The following is a 12,505-nucleotide window of genomic DNA, read 5'->3' as shown; positions in this document are numbered from 1 at the left end:
AGAATTCTGCAATGGAAATCTCTGAACAATGCGTGGTCGGCCTGACCTGGACGCTGAAAGACACTCTGGGCGAGGTGCTCGACGTACTCGACGATCCGGTCGAGTTCCTGGTCGGTGGCGACGACCTCTTCGATGCGATCGAGGCCGCCTTGCTCGGCCATGGGCCGGGTGCTCGGGTGCTGCTCCAGCTGGAGCCCGAACAGGCCTTCGGCGATTTCAACGACCAGCTGCTCTTCCTCGAGCCGCGAACCCTCTTTCCGGAAGGCACGGAAGAAGGCATGACCTTCGATGGCGCCGCCTTGCCCGCGGGCGTGAATCCCGACATTCCCAAGGACGCGATCTACACCGTGAGCGAGGTCTACCCCGAGCACCTGGTCCTCGACGGCAACCATCCGCTCGCGGGCATCGCGATCCGGCTCGACATCACAGTGAAGTCGGTGCGCGAAGCCACCGAAGAAGAAATCGGCAGAGGCACGGCGGGCACCGGCTTCTTCAAGGTGCCGCCGATGGCGCCGGGGAACGACCTGCTGCACTAACAAAGAAAAAAGCCGGGCAATGCCCGGCTTTTCCTTGCGTGCGCTGCGCGCTCAGAAGCGTGAGATCTGGCCGCCGTCGATGCGCACGCGGTCGCCGATGCGCAGGTCGCCCGGGCTCGGCACGTCGAAGGAGCGATAGCCGCCGTTGTCGGTCTGGATCGAGACGCGGTAGCTTTCGTAAACGCGCGGCGCGTTGCGGTTGGCTTCGATGCTGTTGCCCAGCAAGGCGCCGCCGACGACACCCAGCGCAGTGGCCGCCGCACGCCCGCTGCCATGACCGAACTGGTTGCCGACCACGCCGCCGAGGACGCCACCGGCCACCGCACCGCCGCCGGTGGTGCCGGCGCCTGCGGTCTGGCTTCGCAGCACCTCGATGTTGGCAACATGGCCATATTCCACATAGGGCGACTGCGCCACCGGCTGCACCGGCTGGTACGGATAGCGCGAGGTCTGATAGACGGGCGCCGGCGCCACGCAGGCGGTCAGCGTCGCGAGCGCAAGAACGGACGCAGTGACTGAAACAACGCGGATTGAAGTTTTCATGGTGTAGTGCTCCTCGAAGCAGGTCTGGCGCAATGCGCCCTATGCATGTGTCCTAACGCATCGCACGCTTGCGCGATGACCGTGCACACATGTTGAAACCTTCGATGCGCAAGCTGCATCGCAGGTTCCATTCTTTACCTGTGGGAGAGGGCCTACAGCCCCGCCTCAATGCTTGCCGGTCGAGCCGTAGCCGCCCTCGCCGCGCTCGCTGGGCGGGAATTCCGACACCACCCGGAACTGCGCCTGCACCACCGGCACGATCACCAGCTGGGCCAGCCGCTCCATCGGCTGCAGCACGAAGGCGGTGTCGCTGCGGTTCCAGGCGCTGACCTTCAGCTCCCCTTGGTAATCGCTGTCGATCAGCCCCACGAGGTTGCCGAGCACGATGCCATGCTTGTGGCCCAGACCCGAGCGCGGCAGGATCAGCGCGGCGTAGCCGGGATCGGCCAGGTGGATCGAGATGCCGGTGCCCACCAGTTGCCAGGCGTTCGGTTCCAGCGTGATGGGCGCGTCGAGGCAGGCGCGCAGGTCCAGCCCGGCGCTGCCGGGGGTTGCATAGGCAGGCAACTGGTCCTGCATGCGGGGATCGAGGATTCGGAGGTCGACTTTCACTTACTTGCCACGCCTTTGCTGCTGATGTTCTTGCTGCTTCCTGGCCGCCGCGTCGACCCATTGCTTCCAGTTTTCCATGCCGGGCGGAAGCGCCAGACGCCGCAGCTTGTGCGCGAGCCAGAGGCCGAACGCGAACACCACGGCGACGATGCCCAAGGGCACGTCGAGCGCCAGCAGCACCAGCAGGATCAGCACCCAGACGATGGCCAGCGCCTTGATCATCTTGCGCATCACGTCGCCGCTGCCCGCCGCCGGGCGCATCTCGCCGTTCGACTGGGCGCTGCGCCGCGCGGCGGAGGCTGCGTCCGCGACCGCGCTGTGCGGCTCGGAGGAAGGCGTCATGCCGACGTCCAGACCGTGCTCGCCGCTCTGGTTCTCGCGCCCGGGGAGCGCCGCCTGCGCGGTCAGCCGCTCCACGTAGCTCGCGAAGTCGCCATCAGGCGGCGTGTTCCATTGGGGATTCATCGCTGGCTCCTTGCCGGCAGACGTGCCGCGATTTCCGCCACCAGTTCGCGCGCCAGCGTGAGCTTGGGCGCACGCGGCAGCTCGCGCACGCCCTTGGTGTCGACCAGCAGCAGGCTGTTGTGGTCCTGTCCGAAGGTCAGCGGGCCGATGTTGCCGACCAGGAGCGGAATGCCCTTGCGTTCGCGCTTGGCCTTCGCGTGCTCGGCCAGGTTTTCGCTTTCCGCCGCAAACCCGACGCAGAACAGTTGACCCGCCTTGGCGCGCTCGCCTTGCGCGATGGTTAGCAGGATGTCGTCGTTCTCGACGAAATGGAGCACCGGCGGCTTGCCGCTGCCGTCTTTCTTGATCTTGTGCTCGCTGTGGGAGGCCGGCCGCCAGTCGGCCACCGCCGCCGTCGCGACGAAGACCGCCGCATCCTGCGTGGCGCGCAGGGTCGCGTCGAGCATCTCCCTGGCCGACATCACGTCGATGCGTGCGACGCCGCGCGGCGTGGGCAGGTGCACCGGGCCCGCCACCAGCGTGACCTCGGCGCCCGCCTCGCGCGCTGCGCGCGCGATCGCAAAACCCATCTTGCCCGACGAGTGGTTGGTGATGCCGCGGATCGGATCGAGTGCCTCGAAGGTCGGGCCGGCGGTGACGACCAGGCGCCGGCCGGCCAGCACCTTGGGCTGGAACTGCGCCACGATTTCTTCGAGCAGTTGCTCCGCCTCGAGCATGCGGCCGTCGCCGGTCTCGCCGCAGGCCTGCCAGCCGTTGCCGACACCCAGCACCCGGGCGCCATCGGCGTCGACCTGGCGCAGGTTGCGCTGCGTGGCCGGATGAACCCACATCTCGCGATTCATGGCCGGTGCGATCAAGAGCGGCACACGCTCGGCCGGACGCGCGAGGCACAGGAGGCTCAGCAGTTCATCAGAGCGGCCCTGCACCAGCCGGGCGATGAAATCGGCGCTCGCCGGCGCCAGCACGATCGCATCGGCTTCGCGGCTCAGGTTGATGTGGGGCATGTTGTTGGCCTCGCGCCCGTCCCATTGCGAGGTATAGACCGGCCGACCGGACAGCGCCTGCATGGTCACCGCCGTGATGAACTGCGTGGCGGCCTCGGTCATCACCACCTGCACGGTGGCTCCGGCCTTGACGAGCAGCCTGCAAAGTTCGGCCGACTTGTAGCAGGCGATGCCACCGGTCAGGCCCAGAACGATGTGTTTTCCTGCGAGGTCTTGCATGGCCGGCAGTGTATCTGTCGCCCCCGCGCTGCGTCACTGCGTGTACTCGCTGCCCCCGAGGGGGCGCGGCGGCCTTGTGGCGGCCCTACGGCGGCCAGGGCAAGAGGCCCCACCTATAATCCCCATTTCCCACTGCCCGGACCTGCAAGTTCGGAACTGGCATGACCAAATTCGTCTTCGTCACTGGTGGTGTGGTGTCTTCCCTGGGCAAGGGAATCGCCTCCGCCTCGCTCGCCGCGATCCTCGAATCGCGCGGCCTCAAAGTCACCCTCATCAAGCTGGACCCCTACATCAACGTCGACCCCGGCACGATGTCGCCGTTCCAGCACGGCGAGGTCTTCGTCACCGACGACGGCGCCGAAACCGACCTCGATCTCGGCCACTACGAGCGCTTCGTCACCACGCGCATGCGCAAGGCGAACAACTTCACCACCGGCCAGATCTACAAGTCGGTGCTCGAGAAGGAGCGCCGCGGCGACTACCTCGGCAAGACGGTGCAGGTGATCCCGCACATCACCAACGAAATCCAGGAATACATCAAGCGCGGCGCCGGCCTCGGCACGCCGCACGAGGTCGATGTGGCGATCGTCGAGATCGGCGGCACGGTCGGCGACATCGAATCGCTGCCCTTTCTCGAAGCCGCGCGCCAGATGAGCCTGCGCATGGGCCCCAACAACTCGGCCTTCGTGCACCTGAGCTACGTGCCCTGGATCGCCGCCGCCGGCGAGCTCAAGACCAAGCCCACCCAGCACACCGCCAAGGAACTGCGCGCCATCGGCATCCAGGCCGACGCGCTGCTGTGCCGCGCCGACCGGCCGATCCCCGACGACGAGCGCGCCAAGATCTCGCTGTTCTCCAACGTGCCCGAGTGGGGCGTGATCTCGATGTGGGACGTCGACACCATCTACAAGGTACCGCGCATGCTGCACGAGCAGGGCCTGGACGGCCTGATCTGCGACAAGCTGCGCATCAACACGCCGCCGGCCAAGCTGCAGCGCTGGGACGACCTAGTCTACGAGGTCGAGCATCCGCAGAAGGAAGTGACCATCGCCATGGTCGGCAAGTACGTCGACCTATCCGACAGCTACAAGTCGCTCAACGAAGCGCTGCGCCACGCCGGCATGAAGAACCATGCGCGCGTGAAGATCGACTACGTCGACTCGGAAACCATTTCACCGCAGGACGTGGCCCGGCTCGCCAAGTACGACGCGATCCTGGTGCCTGGCGGCTTCGGCCAGCGCGGCGTCGAAGGCAAGATCTCGGCGGCGCGTTTTGCCCGCGAAACGAAGGTTCCGTACCTCGGCATCTGCCTCGGCATGCAGGTCGCGACCATCGAGTACGCGCGCAACGTCGCCGGGCTCAAGAACGCCAACAGCACCGAGTTCGATCCCGAAACCTCCTGCCCCGTGATCGCGCTGATCACCGAGTGGAAGGACAACGACGGCACGATCAAGCTGCGCGACGAGAAATCCGACCTCGGCGGCACCATGCGCCTGGGAGCGCAGAGCTCCGACGTGGCGCCGGGCACGCTCGCCCACAGCATCTACGGCGACGTGGTGACCGAGCGCCACCGCCACCGCTACGAGGCCAACGTCAACTACCTCGACGAGCTGCGCCGCGCCGGCCTCGTGATTTCGGCGCTCACCCAGCGCGAGCACCTGACCGAGATCGTCGAGCTGCCGCAGGACGTGCACCCGTGGTTCATGGGCGTGCAGTTCCACCCCGAATTCAAGTCCACGCCCTGGAGCGGCCATCCCTTGTTCAACGCCTTCATCCGGGCGGCGCTGGAACACCAGGGCGCGGACAAGAAGGCATTGAAAGTCGTGGCATGAGCGGCACCGGACCGCTCCAAGCCGCGAAGGCTTCTTCGGGGAGCAGCGCAGCACACGAAGTGGCAAGCATGAGGGCACTATGAGACTTTGCGGATTCGACATCGGGCTCGACAAGCCCTTCTTCCTGATCGCCGGCCCCTGCGTCGTCGAGTCCGAGCAGCTGCAGATGGACACGGCCGGCACGCTGAAGGAAATCACTTCCGCGCTCGGCATTCCCTTCATCTTCAAGAGCAGCTTCGACAAAGCCAACCGCTCCTCGGGCACCAGCTTCCGCGGCCCCGGCCGCGACAAGGGGCTGGAGATCCTGGCCAAGGTCAAGCGCGAGCTGGGCCTGCCGGTCCTGACCGACGTGCACACCGAAGAGGACATCACGGCGGCCGCGCAGGTGGTCGACGTGCTGCAGACGCCGGCCTTCCTGTGCCGCCAGACCGACTTCATCCGCGCCGTGGCGCAGTCGGGCAAGCCGGTCAACATCAAGAAGGGCCAGTTCCTCGCGCCGCACGACATGAAGAACGTGATCGACAAGGCGCGCGCGGCGGCCAAGGAAAAGGGCTTGCCCGAAGACAGCTTCATGGCCTGCGAACGCGGCGCCAGCTTCGGCTACAACAACCTGGTGTCGGACATGCGCTCGCTCGCGATCATGCGCGAGACCGGCGCGCCGGTGGTGTTCGATGCCACGCACTCGGTGCAGCTCCCCGGCGGCCAGGGCACGAGCTCGGGCGGCCAGCGCGAGATGGTGCCGGTGCTGTCGCGCGCCGCGGTGGCCGTGGGTGTTGCCGGCCTCTTCATGGAGACGCACCCCGATCCCGCCAAGGCACTGAGCGACGGCCCCAACGCCGTGCCGCTCAAGCACATGAAGGCGCTGCTCGAGACGCTGCTGGCGCTCGACGGCGTTACCAAGAAAAACGCATTCCTGGAGAACTCGTTTCAATCATGAGCGCATACATCATCGCGAATGTCGAGGTCACGAATCCGACGCAATATGAGGAGTACAAGAAGTGGTCCTCCGAGGCCATGAAGGCGCACGGCGCCGAAGTCTGCGTGCGCGGAGGCAAAGTCGAGGTGCTCGAAGGCGACTGGCATCCGCAACGCCTCGTGCTGCTCAAGTTTCCGAGCGTCGAGGCGGCGAAGAAATTCAATGATTCGCCCGAGTACGGCAAGGCGCGCGCGTCGCGCCAGGGCGCGGCGATCATGCGAATGATCGTCGTCGAAGGAGTAGCCTGACGGCTTTCCTTCGGAGCGCATGTGCCCACCCCTCCCCAGCCCTCCCCTCAAGGGGAGGGTTTCGAAGACAAAAGAATTTTTGAGAAGGTGACTGAATGAGTGCAATCGTTGACATCGTCGGGCGCGAAATCCTCGACAGCCGCGGCAACCCCACCGTCGAGTGCGACGTGCTGCTCGAATCGGGCACCATGGGCCGCGCGGCGGTTCCCTCCGGCGCTTCGACAGGCTCGCGCGAGGCGATCGAGCTGCGCGACGGCGACAAGAGCCGCTATCTCGGCAAGGGCGTGCTGAAGGCGGTCGAGAACATCAACACCGAGATCTCCGAGGCCGTGCTGGGCCTGGACGCGAGCGAGCAGGCCTTCCTGGACCGCACGCTGAACGACCTCGACGGCACCGACAACAAGGGCCGCCTGGGCGCCAACGCGACCCTGGCCGTGTCGATGGCCGTGGCCCGCGCCGCCGCCGAAGAATCGGGCTTGCCGCTGTACCGCTACTTCGGCGGCATGGGCGGCATGCAGCTGCCGGTGCCGATGATGAACGTCATCAACGGCGGCGCGCACGCCAACAACAGCCTGGACCTGCAGGAGTTCATGATCATCCCCGTGGGCGCGACCAGCTTCCGCGAAGCGGTGCGCTATGGCGCCGAGGTGTTCCATGCGCTCAAGAAGATCCTGGGCGACCGCGGCATCAGCACCGCTGTGGGCGACGAAGGCGGCTTCGCGCCGAGCGTCGAAAACCACGAAGCGGCGATCCAGCTGATCCTCGAAGCGATCGACAAGGCCGGCTACACCGCAGGCACGCAGATCGCGCTCGGCCTGGACTGCGCGGCCAGCGAGTTCTACAAGGACGGCCACTACGTTCTCTCCGGCGAGAACCTCACGCTGTCGGCCGGCAACTGGATCGACATGCTGGCGACCTGGGTCGACAAGTACCCGATCATCAGCATCGAAGACGGCATGCACGAAGGCGACTGGGACGGCTGGAAGATGCTGACCGAACGCCTCGGCAAGCGCGTGCAGCTGGTGGGCGACGACCTGTTCGTGACCAACACCAAGATCCTGCAGGAAGGCATCGACAAGGGGATCGCCAACTCGATCCTGATCAAGATCAACCAGATCGGCACGCTGACCGAAACCTTCGCCGCGATCGAGATGGCCAAGCGCGCCGGCTACACCGCCGTGATCAGCCACCGCTCGGGCGAAACCGAAGACTCGACCATCGCCGACATCGCGGTCGGCACCAACGCCGGCCAGATCAAGACCGGCTCGCTGTCGCGCTCGGACCGCATCGCCAAGTACAACCAGCTGCTGCGGATCGAGGAAGACCTCGGCGACGTCGCCAGCTACCCCGGCCGCGGCGCCTTCTACAACCTCAGGTAATGTCAGCCCCCCGGCTTGCCACTTCGTGTGCTTCGCCACCCCCCGAGGGGGAGGCGCGGCCCGCCTTGGGGCGGCCCGGCGGCGGCCGCATCGTCGCGCATTGCTCCAAGATGGCCTAGATCACATGCGTTCACGCATCGTCCCGATCATCCTGGTCCTGCTGCTGCTGATCCTCCAGTGGCAGCTCTGGACCGGGCGCGGGAGCGTGCGCGACGTGGCCCAGCTCAAGGACAAGCTGGCCGAGCAGAGGGCGTCCAATGCGCGCGCCGCCGCGACCAACGACCGGCTCAATTCCGAGGTCAATGACCTCAAGGAAGGGCTCGAGATGGTCGAGGAGCGTGCGCGTCAGGAGCTCGGCATGGTCAAGCCCAACGAAGTGTTCGTGCAGATCGCGCGCTGATGCCATGACGCCTGCGCTGCCGGCCGGCTGCGTGATCGCGCTGCTCGGCGCGGACGACAGCGGCAAGACCCAGCTTGCCGAGGCGCTCTCGCAACGGCTTGCGCAGCGCGGCATCGACGCCACGCTCGTGATCGACTCCTCGCCCGAGCACGCGTTCGATGCGGCCGCGCTCGAGGCGTATCGCGGCCATGCCCTCATCCTGCTGATTGCCCCGGCCTCGCCGACGAGGATCGACGAGATGCTGCGCCAGGGACTGATGGACGCGAATCTGGGCTTTGCGGTGGTGCACGGCGAAGGCGCTGAGCAGTTGGCCAACGCATGGAACGCGATCAACGCGGCCGCAGATCCGGACGCCCGCCGGAGTGCCGCGCGAGGAAGAGCAGCCGCTGCATGGTCGTGGTCCTGCGACAAGTGCTCCGACCCCGCATGCGAACACAGGCTGTTCAGCGATCTCGTCGCGCAGCGCTCGTAAAGGAACCGAAGGAATGCATCTCAGACTCCGTTTGGCCGCCCTGCTGCTGGCCCTGCTGTCTTCCGCGGCGGTTTCGGCCGCGCCGGCCGAGGCGACGGTCGACAACGAGACCCACGCGACCGCCTGCGCCGAAGAAGACAACGTTTCGCTGAACCTGAGCGGCAGGAACATCCGCAAGTTCCGCGTCGAGGCGCTGCCGCCCGTGTATCTGGCATCCATCGACAAGGACATCACTGCGCCCGATTTTTCGGGCTGCAACTTCGACGGCGCCACGCATCCGACCGACCCGCGCTATGCCTTCAAGGAGCGCCGAGAAGTGCTGCACGACGGGCCGCGCTGGATGGTCGTCGGCATGACCTTGTCCAGCTTCTGGCGGCCGCAGCGCGTGCCGGTGCGCGTGGACGGCCGCAAGACCGCAGGCGGATTCCACATGATCCAGGTCTTCGCGAAGACCGGCGCCAAGCCGCTCGAAGCGCTGGTCATGTACCCCTCCGACGGCTACTGGCGCATCAAGCCGCTGCCCGCGCCGCGCTTCGGCGACGGCGTCTACGGCTCCTCCTTCGTGATGGGCCCGGTCGAGCACGCCGGCCGTCCGGTGGCGAACATCACCGACATCGCCGTCGATACGCAGCCGCTGCGGTTCAGGCTCAAGTTTGCGAACGGCGGCGCAGCGAAGGTCGATGTTCGGGAAATCAGCGAGTCGCGGACTGCGCTCGACGTGGATATGAAGCCGGGACGCCGGCACGGCCCCCGATTCGCGGTCCTGCGCTCGATGTACGTCGCGCCCGACAACGCCGACATGAGCGAAGTGTCGTGGCGGGCCACGGCGCAATCGTCCCTAGAGACCAAGCCGCTGCCGGAAGTGTCGACGCTGCAGGCGTCGGAAGTGCGCTTCGGCCGCAGCCTCCCTTCGCGCCACAACACGAGCGCGCCCGACATCCGCTTCAGCGGCTTCGAGCGATCTACTGCATCACCGGGCTCGCCGGCAGCTGGTCGCCAGGCGCGGTGAACAGCTGCGCGACATCGACCGCGTCGAAGCGGTACTGCTTGCCGCAGAAGTCGCAGCCGACCTCGACGTCGCCGCGCTCGACGAGGATGCCCTCGGCCTCCTCGGCGCCGAGGCCGCGGATCATCTGGGCCACGCGCTCGCGGCCGCAGGTGCAGGCGAAATGCGGCCCGAGCATGCCGGCCTGCGGCTCGAAGCGCAGCAGCTTCTCTTCCCAGAACAGGCGGCGCAGGATGGTCTCGACGTCGAGCGTCAGCAGCTCGTCGCGCGTCAGGGTGGAGGCGAGGATCGAGATGCGGTTGTAGTCCTCGTTGCGGCCGATCTCGTCTTCGTTCGCCTGATCGCGATCGCTGGCGGACGTACCTTCGAGGTTGGCCTCGCCCTTCACCGGCAGGCGCTGGATCAAGAGGCCCGCCGCCACCTTGTCGTCGGCCGCGAGCACCAGCGTGGTGTCGAGCTGTTCGCTTTGCAGCATGTAGTGCTGCAGCACCTCGCTCAGGCGGCCGAGCTTCTCGCCGCCGTCGCCGTGCAGCGGCACCACGCCTTGATAGGGCTGCTGGCCCGGCAGCTTGTCCTTGGGGTCGAGCGTGATCGCGCAGCGGCCCTTGTTGTTCACATTGACCATCTCGGGCAGATGCGCGTCGGCCGCGAGCTCGCCCACCACCTTGGCGGTGGCGCGCAGGCTCAGGTCGGGCTTGACCTCGGCGACCGCAACCTTGACCGGGCCGTCGCCGAAGATCTGCAGGATCAGCGCGCCGTTGAACTTGATGTTGGCCTGCATCAGCGTGGCCGCCGCCGTCATCTCGCCGAGCAATTCGGCCACCGGAGGCGGGTACGCGCCAGTCGCAGTGTTCGAGGCGCGCCGCGCCAGGATCTCCTGCCAGGCTTCCGTCAGGCGAACGATCATGCCGCGCACCGGCATGCCGTCGAACAGGAACTTGTGCAACTCGCTCAAGACAATCTTTCCGAGCGGCTTCTTCAGCCGATCTTCTTCAGGCCCTTCGCGAAGCGTTGGGCGTTTTTCACATAGTGGTCGGCATTCTGCCGAAGGCGGCCGGCGGCAGCTTCGTCGAGCGTGCGCACCACCTTGGCCGGCGAGCCGATGATCAGCGAGTTGTCGGGAAACTCCTTGCCTTCGGTCACGACGCTGCCGGCGCCAACGATCGAATTGCGGCCGATCCTGGCGTTATTCAAGACCACCGCTCCGATACCGATCAGCGAGTTGTCGCCCACGGTGCAGCCGTGCAGCACGACCTGATGGCCCACCGTCACGTTCTCGCCGATGGTCAGCGGCACGCCGGCATCGGCATGCAGCATCGAAAGGTCCTGGATGTTGCTGTTGCGGCCGATGGTCAGGGTGTCGCTGTCGCCGCGCGCCACCACGCCGAACCAGATGCTCGCGTTCTCGCCCATGACGACGCGGCCGATGACCTGTGCGCTGTCCGCGACGTAGGCGCCCGGGCCGAGCTGCGGCGCCACGCCGTCGATTTCGTAGAGGGCCATCGCCGTGCTCCTGAAAGGGGAAAACTAGAATTGTAGGGATGCACCCACGCCTCGGCGCCCTGGCCGCGCTGCGCCTGACAGATCCCGACCGCAAGGTCGCGGCGACGCGCGCCACGGCGGCGCAGGCCGCCCTGCATCCGATGGCGCCGGAGCCCATCCGCGCAGCCGGCGACGAGGCCGGCGTCCCGGGTCGCCCCGATCGCCCGCTGCGCGTGGCCGCCACCGCGGTCGAGAAGCGGTCGCCCTTCACGCCCGACGGCCGAGCGGCGCTGGTCCATTCGATCTGCCACATCGAGTTCAACGCGATCAATCTTGCGCTCGACGCCGCCTGGCGCTTCGACGGCATGCCCGAGGCCTACTACCGCGACTGGTTGCGCGTGGCCGACGAGGAGGCGCAGCACTTCACGCTGTTGCACGAACATCTGCGCGGCATGGGCTACAGCTATGGCGATTTCACCGGCCACGACGGCCTGTGGAACATGTGCGAGAAGACCAGGAACGACGTGATCGCGCGCATGGCGCTGGTGCCGCGCACGCTGGAGGCGCGAGGGCTGGATGCGACGCCGCTGATCCAGGCCAAGCTCCGGCGCGTGAACGCGCCCGATGCGCTCAAGGCCTGCGAGATCCTCGACCTCATCCTGCGCGACGAGGTCGGCCACGTGGCCATCGGCAACCGCTGGTACCGCTGGCTGTGCGAGCGCGAAGGGCTCGATCCGATCGCGCACTACCGCGTGCTGTACCGCAGGCACGAGGCGCCGCGCCTGCGCGCGCCCTTCAACCTCGAGGCCCGCGCGCGGGCCGGGTTCACGGACGAGGAACTACAGGATCTGCAGCAGAACTAGGCAGCGGGGCGCCGCGACACCACCAGCCTGGTCGTGAGCCGCTGGCACACGTCGCCATGCTGATTGAGCGTCTCGCTGCGCACCACCACCATGCCGCGCTCGGGCCGCGAGCGCGAGGGGATCACTTCCAGCACCTCGCTCTCGACATGCAGCACATCCCCCGGGCGGGTCGGCTTCGGCCATAGGATTTCGCCGCCCGAACCGATGATGCCGTCGGCCAGCGGCAAGCCGCTCTGGACCAAGAGCCGCATCGTGATCGAGGCCGTGTGCCAACCGCTGGCGGCCAGCCCCTGGAAGAAGGTGCGCTTCGCGGCGTCCGCGTCCAGATGGAAAGGCTGCGGATCGAAGCGCGTCGCGAAATCGATGATCTGCGCCGCGTCCAGCGCATGCTCGGCGCTCGTGAAGCGAGCGCCCGGCGACAGGTCTTCCAGGTACAGGGTTTCGGCCATGGTGGCTCCTCGGTGTGGG

Annotated in this window: 16 protein-coding genes; 9 read left to right on the top strand and 7 right to left on the bottom strand. The window is 66.8% G+C overall.

Annotated features, from left to right (window positions below):
- Positions 1-11 precede the first annotated feature (11 nt).
- Positions 12-536, top strand: a complete 525-nt coding sequence (locus EJI01_RS09330) for a peptidylprolyl isomerase (RefSeq protein WP_126836829.1) — start codon at positions 12-14, stop codon at positions 534-536.
- Positions 537-587: 51 nt separating this feature from the next.
- Here the strand turns inward: EJI01_RS09330 and EJI01_RS09325 are convergent, their stop codons facing one another.
- From EJI01_RS09325 to coaBC, 4 genes are all read right to left on the bottom strand, one after another.
- A complete protein-coding gene (locus tag EJI01_RS09325; RefSeq protein ID WP_126836828.1) occupies positions 588-1,079 on the bottom strand; it encodes a glycine zipper 2TM domain-containing protein in 492 nt (163 codons plus the stop codon).
- A 165-nt stretch (positions 1,080-1,244) separates the two neighbouring features.
- On the bottom strand, positions 1,245-1,691 hold the full coding sequence (gene dut, locus EJI01_RS09320) for a dUTP diphosphatase (protein ID WP_126836827.1): 447 nt from the start codon (positions 1,689-1,691) through the stop codon (positions 1,245-1,247).
- A complete protein-coding gene (locus EJI01_RS09315) occupies positions 1,692-2,156 on the bottom strand; it encodes a hypothetical protein (RefSeq protein ID WP_126836826.1) in 465 nt (154 codons plus the stop codon).
- Positions 2,153-3,379 carry a bifunctional phosphopantothenoylcysteine decarboxylase/phosphopantothenate--cysteine ligase CoaBC gene (gene coaBC, locus EJI01_RS09310; protein ID WP_126836825.1) on the bottom strand — a complete coding sequence of 409 codons (1,227 nt, stop codon included), beginning with the start codon at positions 3,377-3,379 and terminating at the stop codon, positions 2,153-2,155. The genes EJI01_RS09315 and coaBC overlap by 4 nt, the downstream gene beginning before the upstream one ends.
- A 161-nt stretch (positions 3,380-3,540) precedes the next feature.
- On the opposite strand from coaBC, the gene EJI01_RS09305 reads away from it, so the two are divergent.
- The 7 genes from EJI01_RS09305 (at position 3,541) to EJI01_RS09275 (ending at position 9,695) form a co-directional block, all read left to right on the top strand.
- Positions 3,541-5,211 carry a CTP synthase gene (locus EJI01_RS09305; protein WP_126836824.1) on the top strand — a complete coding sequence of 557 codons (1,671 nt, stop codon included), beginning with the start codon at positions 3,541-3,543 and terminating at the stop codon, positions 5,209-5,211.
- A 79-nt stretch (positions 5,212-5,290) separates the two neighbouring features.
- Positions 5,291-6,148: a 3-deoxy-8-phosphooctulonate synthase gene (kdsA, locus tag EJI01_RS09300; RefSeq protein ID WP_126836823.1), complete on the top strand. Its 858-nt coding sequence runs from the start codon at positions 5,291-5,293 to the stop codon at positions 6,146-6,148.
- Positions 6,142-6,435: a DUF1330 domain-containing protein gene (locus EJI01_RS09295; protein ID WP_126836945.1), complete on the top strand. Its 294-nt coding sequence runs from the start codon at positions 6,142-6,144 to the stop codon at positions 6,433-6,435. Before kdsA ends, EJI01_RS09295 begins: the two co-directional genes overlap by 7 nt.
- A 95-nt stretch (positions 6,436-6,530) precedes the next feature.
- Positions 6,531-7,814 (top strand): phosphopyruvate hydratase, encoded by a 1,284-nt coding sequence (gene eno / locus EJI01_RS09290; protein WP_126836822.1) that lies wholly within the window; start codon positions 6,531-6,533, stop codon positions 7,812-7,814.
- A gap of 124 nt (positions 7,815-7,938) precedes the next feature.
- Positions 7,939-8,214 (top strand): cell division protein FtsB, encoded by a 276-nt coding sequence (gene ftsB / locus EJI01_RS09285; protein ID WP_126836821.1) that lies wholly within the window; start codon positions 7,939-7,941, stop codon positions 8,212-8,214.
- A 31-nt stretch (positions 8,215-8,245) separates the two neighbouring features.
- Positions 8,246-8,686 (top strand): hypothetical protein, encoded by a 441-nt coding sequence (locus EJI01_RS09280; RefSeq protein ID WP_260602381.1) that lies wholly within the window; start codon positions 8,246-8,248, stop codon positions 8,684-8,686.
- A 13-nt stretch (positions 8,687-8,699) separates the two neighbouring features.
- Entirely contained in the window at positions 8,700-9,695 is a 996-nt protein-coding gene (locus tag EJI01_RS09275; RefSeq protein WP_126836819.1) for a hypothetical protein, read from the top strand.
- Here EJI01_RS09275 and EJI01_RS09270 read toward each other — a convergent pair.
- Both EJI01_RS09270 and EJI01_RS09265 read right to left on the bottom strand, forming a co-directional pair.
- Positions 9,649-10,647, bottom strand: coding sequence for an Hsp33 family molecular chaperone HslO (locus EJI01_RS09270; protein WP_126836818.1), 999 nt, complete (start codon positions 10,645-10,647; stop codon positions 9,649-9,651). The two genes, EJI01_RS09275 and EJI01_RS09270, sit on opposite strands and share 47 nt — an antisense overlap.
- A gap of 23 nt (positions 10,648-10,670) precedes the next feature.
- Positions 10,671-11,195 carry a gamma carbonic anhydrase family protein gene (locus EJI01_RS09265; RefSeq protein ID WP_126836817.1) on the bottom strand — a complete coding sequence of 175 codons (525 nt, stop codon included), beginning with the start codon at positions 11,193-11,195 and terminating at the stop codon, positions 10,671-10,673.
- 38 nt (positions 11,196-11,233) lie between these two features.
- Here EJI01_RS09265 and EJI01_RS09260 point away from each other — a divergent pair, with 38 nt between their 5' ends.
- On the top strand, positions 11,234-12,037 hold the full coding sequence (locus EJI01_RS09260; protein WP_126836816.1) for a ferritin-like domain-containing protein: 804 nt from the start codon (positions 11,234-11,236) through the stop codon (positions 12,035-12,037).
- Here EJI01_RS09260 and EJI01_RS09255 read toward each other — a convergent pair.
- Complete coding sequence (locus EJI01_RS09255; RefSeq protein ID WP_126836815.1) at positions 12,034-12,486, bottom strand: MaoC family dehydratase; 453 nt, start codon at positions 12,484-12,486, stop codon at positions 12,034-12,036. The two genes, EJI01_RS09260 and EJI01_RS09255, sit on opposite strands and share 4 nt — an antisense overlap.
- Positions 12,487-12,505: the final 19 nt, after the last annotated feature.

The sequence above is a fragment of the Variovorax sp. MHTC-1 genome (assembly GCF_003984645.1).
GTDB lineage: Bacteria > Pseudomonadota > Gammaproteobacteria > Burkholderiales > Burkholderiaceae_C > Variovorax.
Note: the sequence above shows the minus strand (reverse complement) of the source record. Positions and strands in the feature narration are given on the sequence as shown.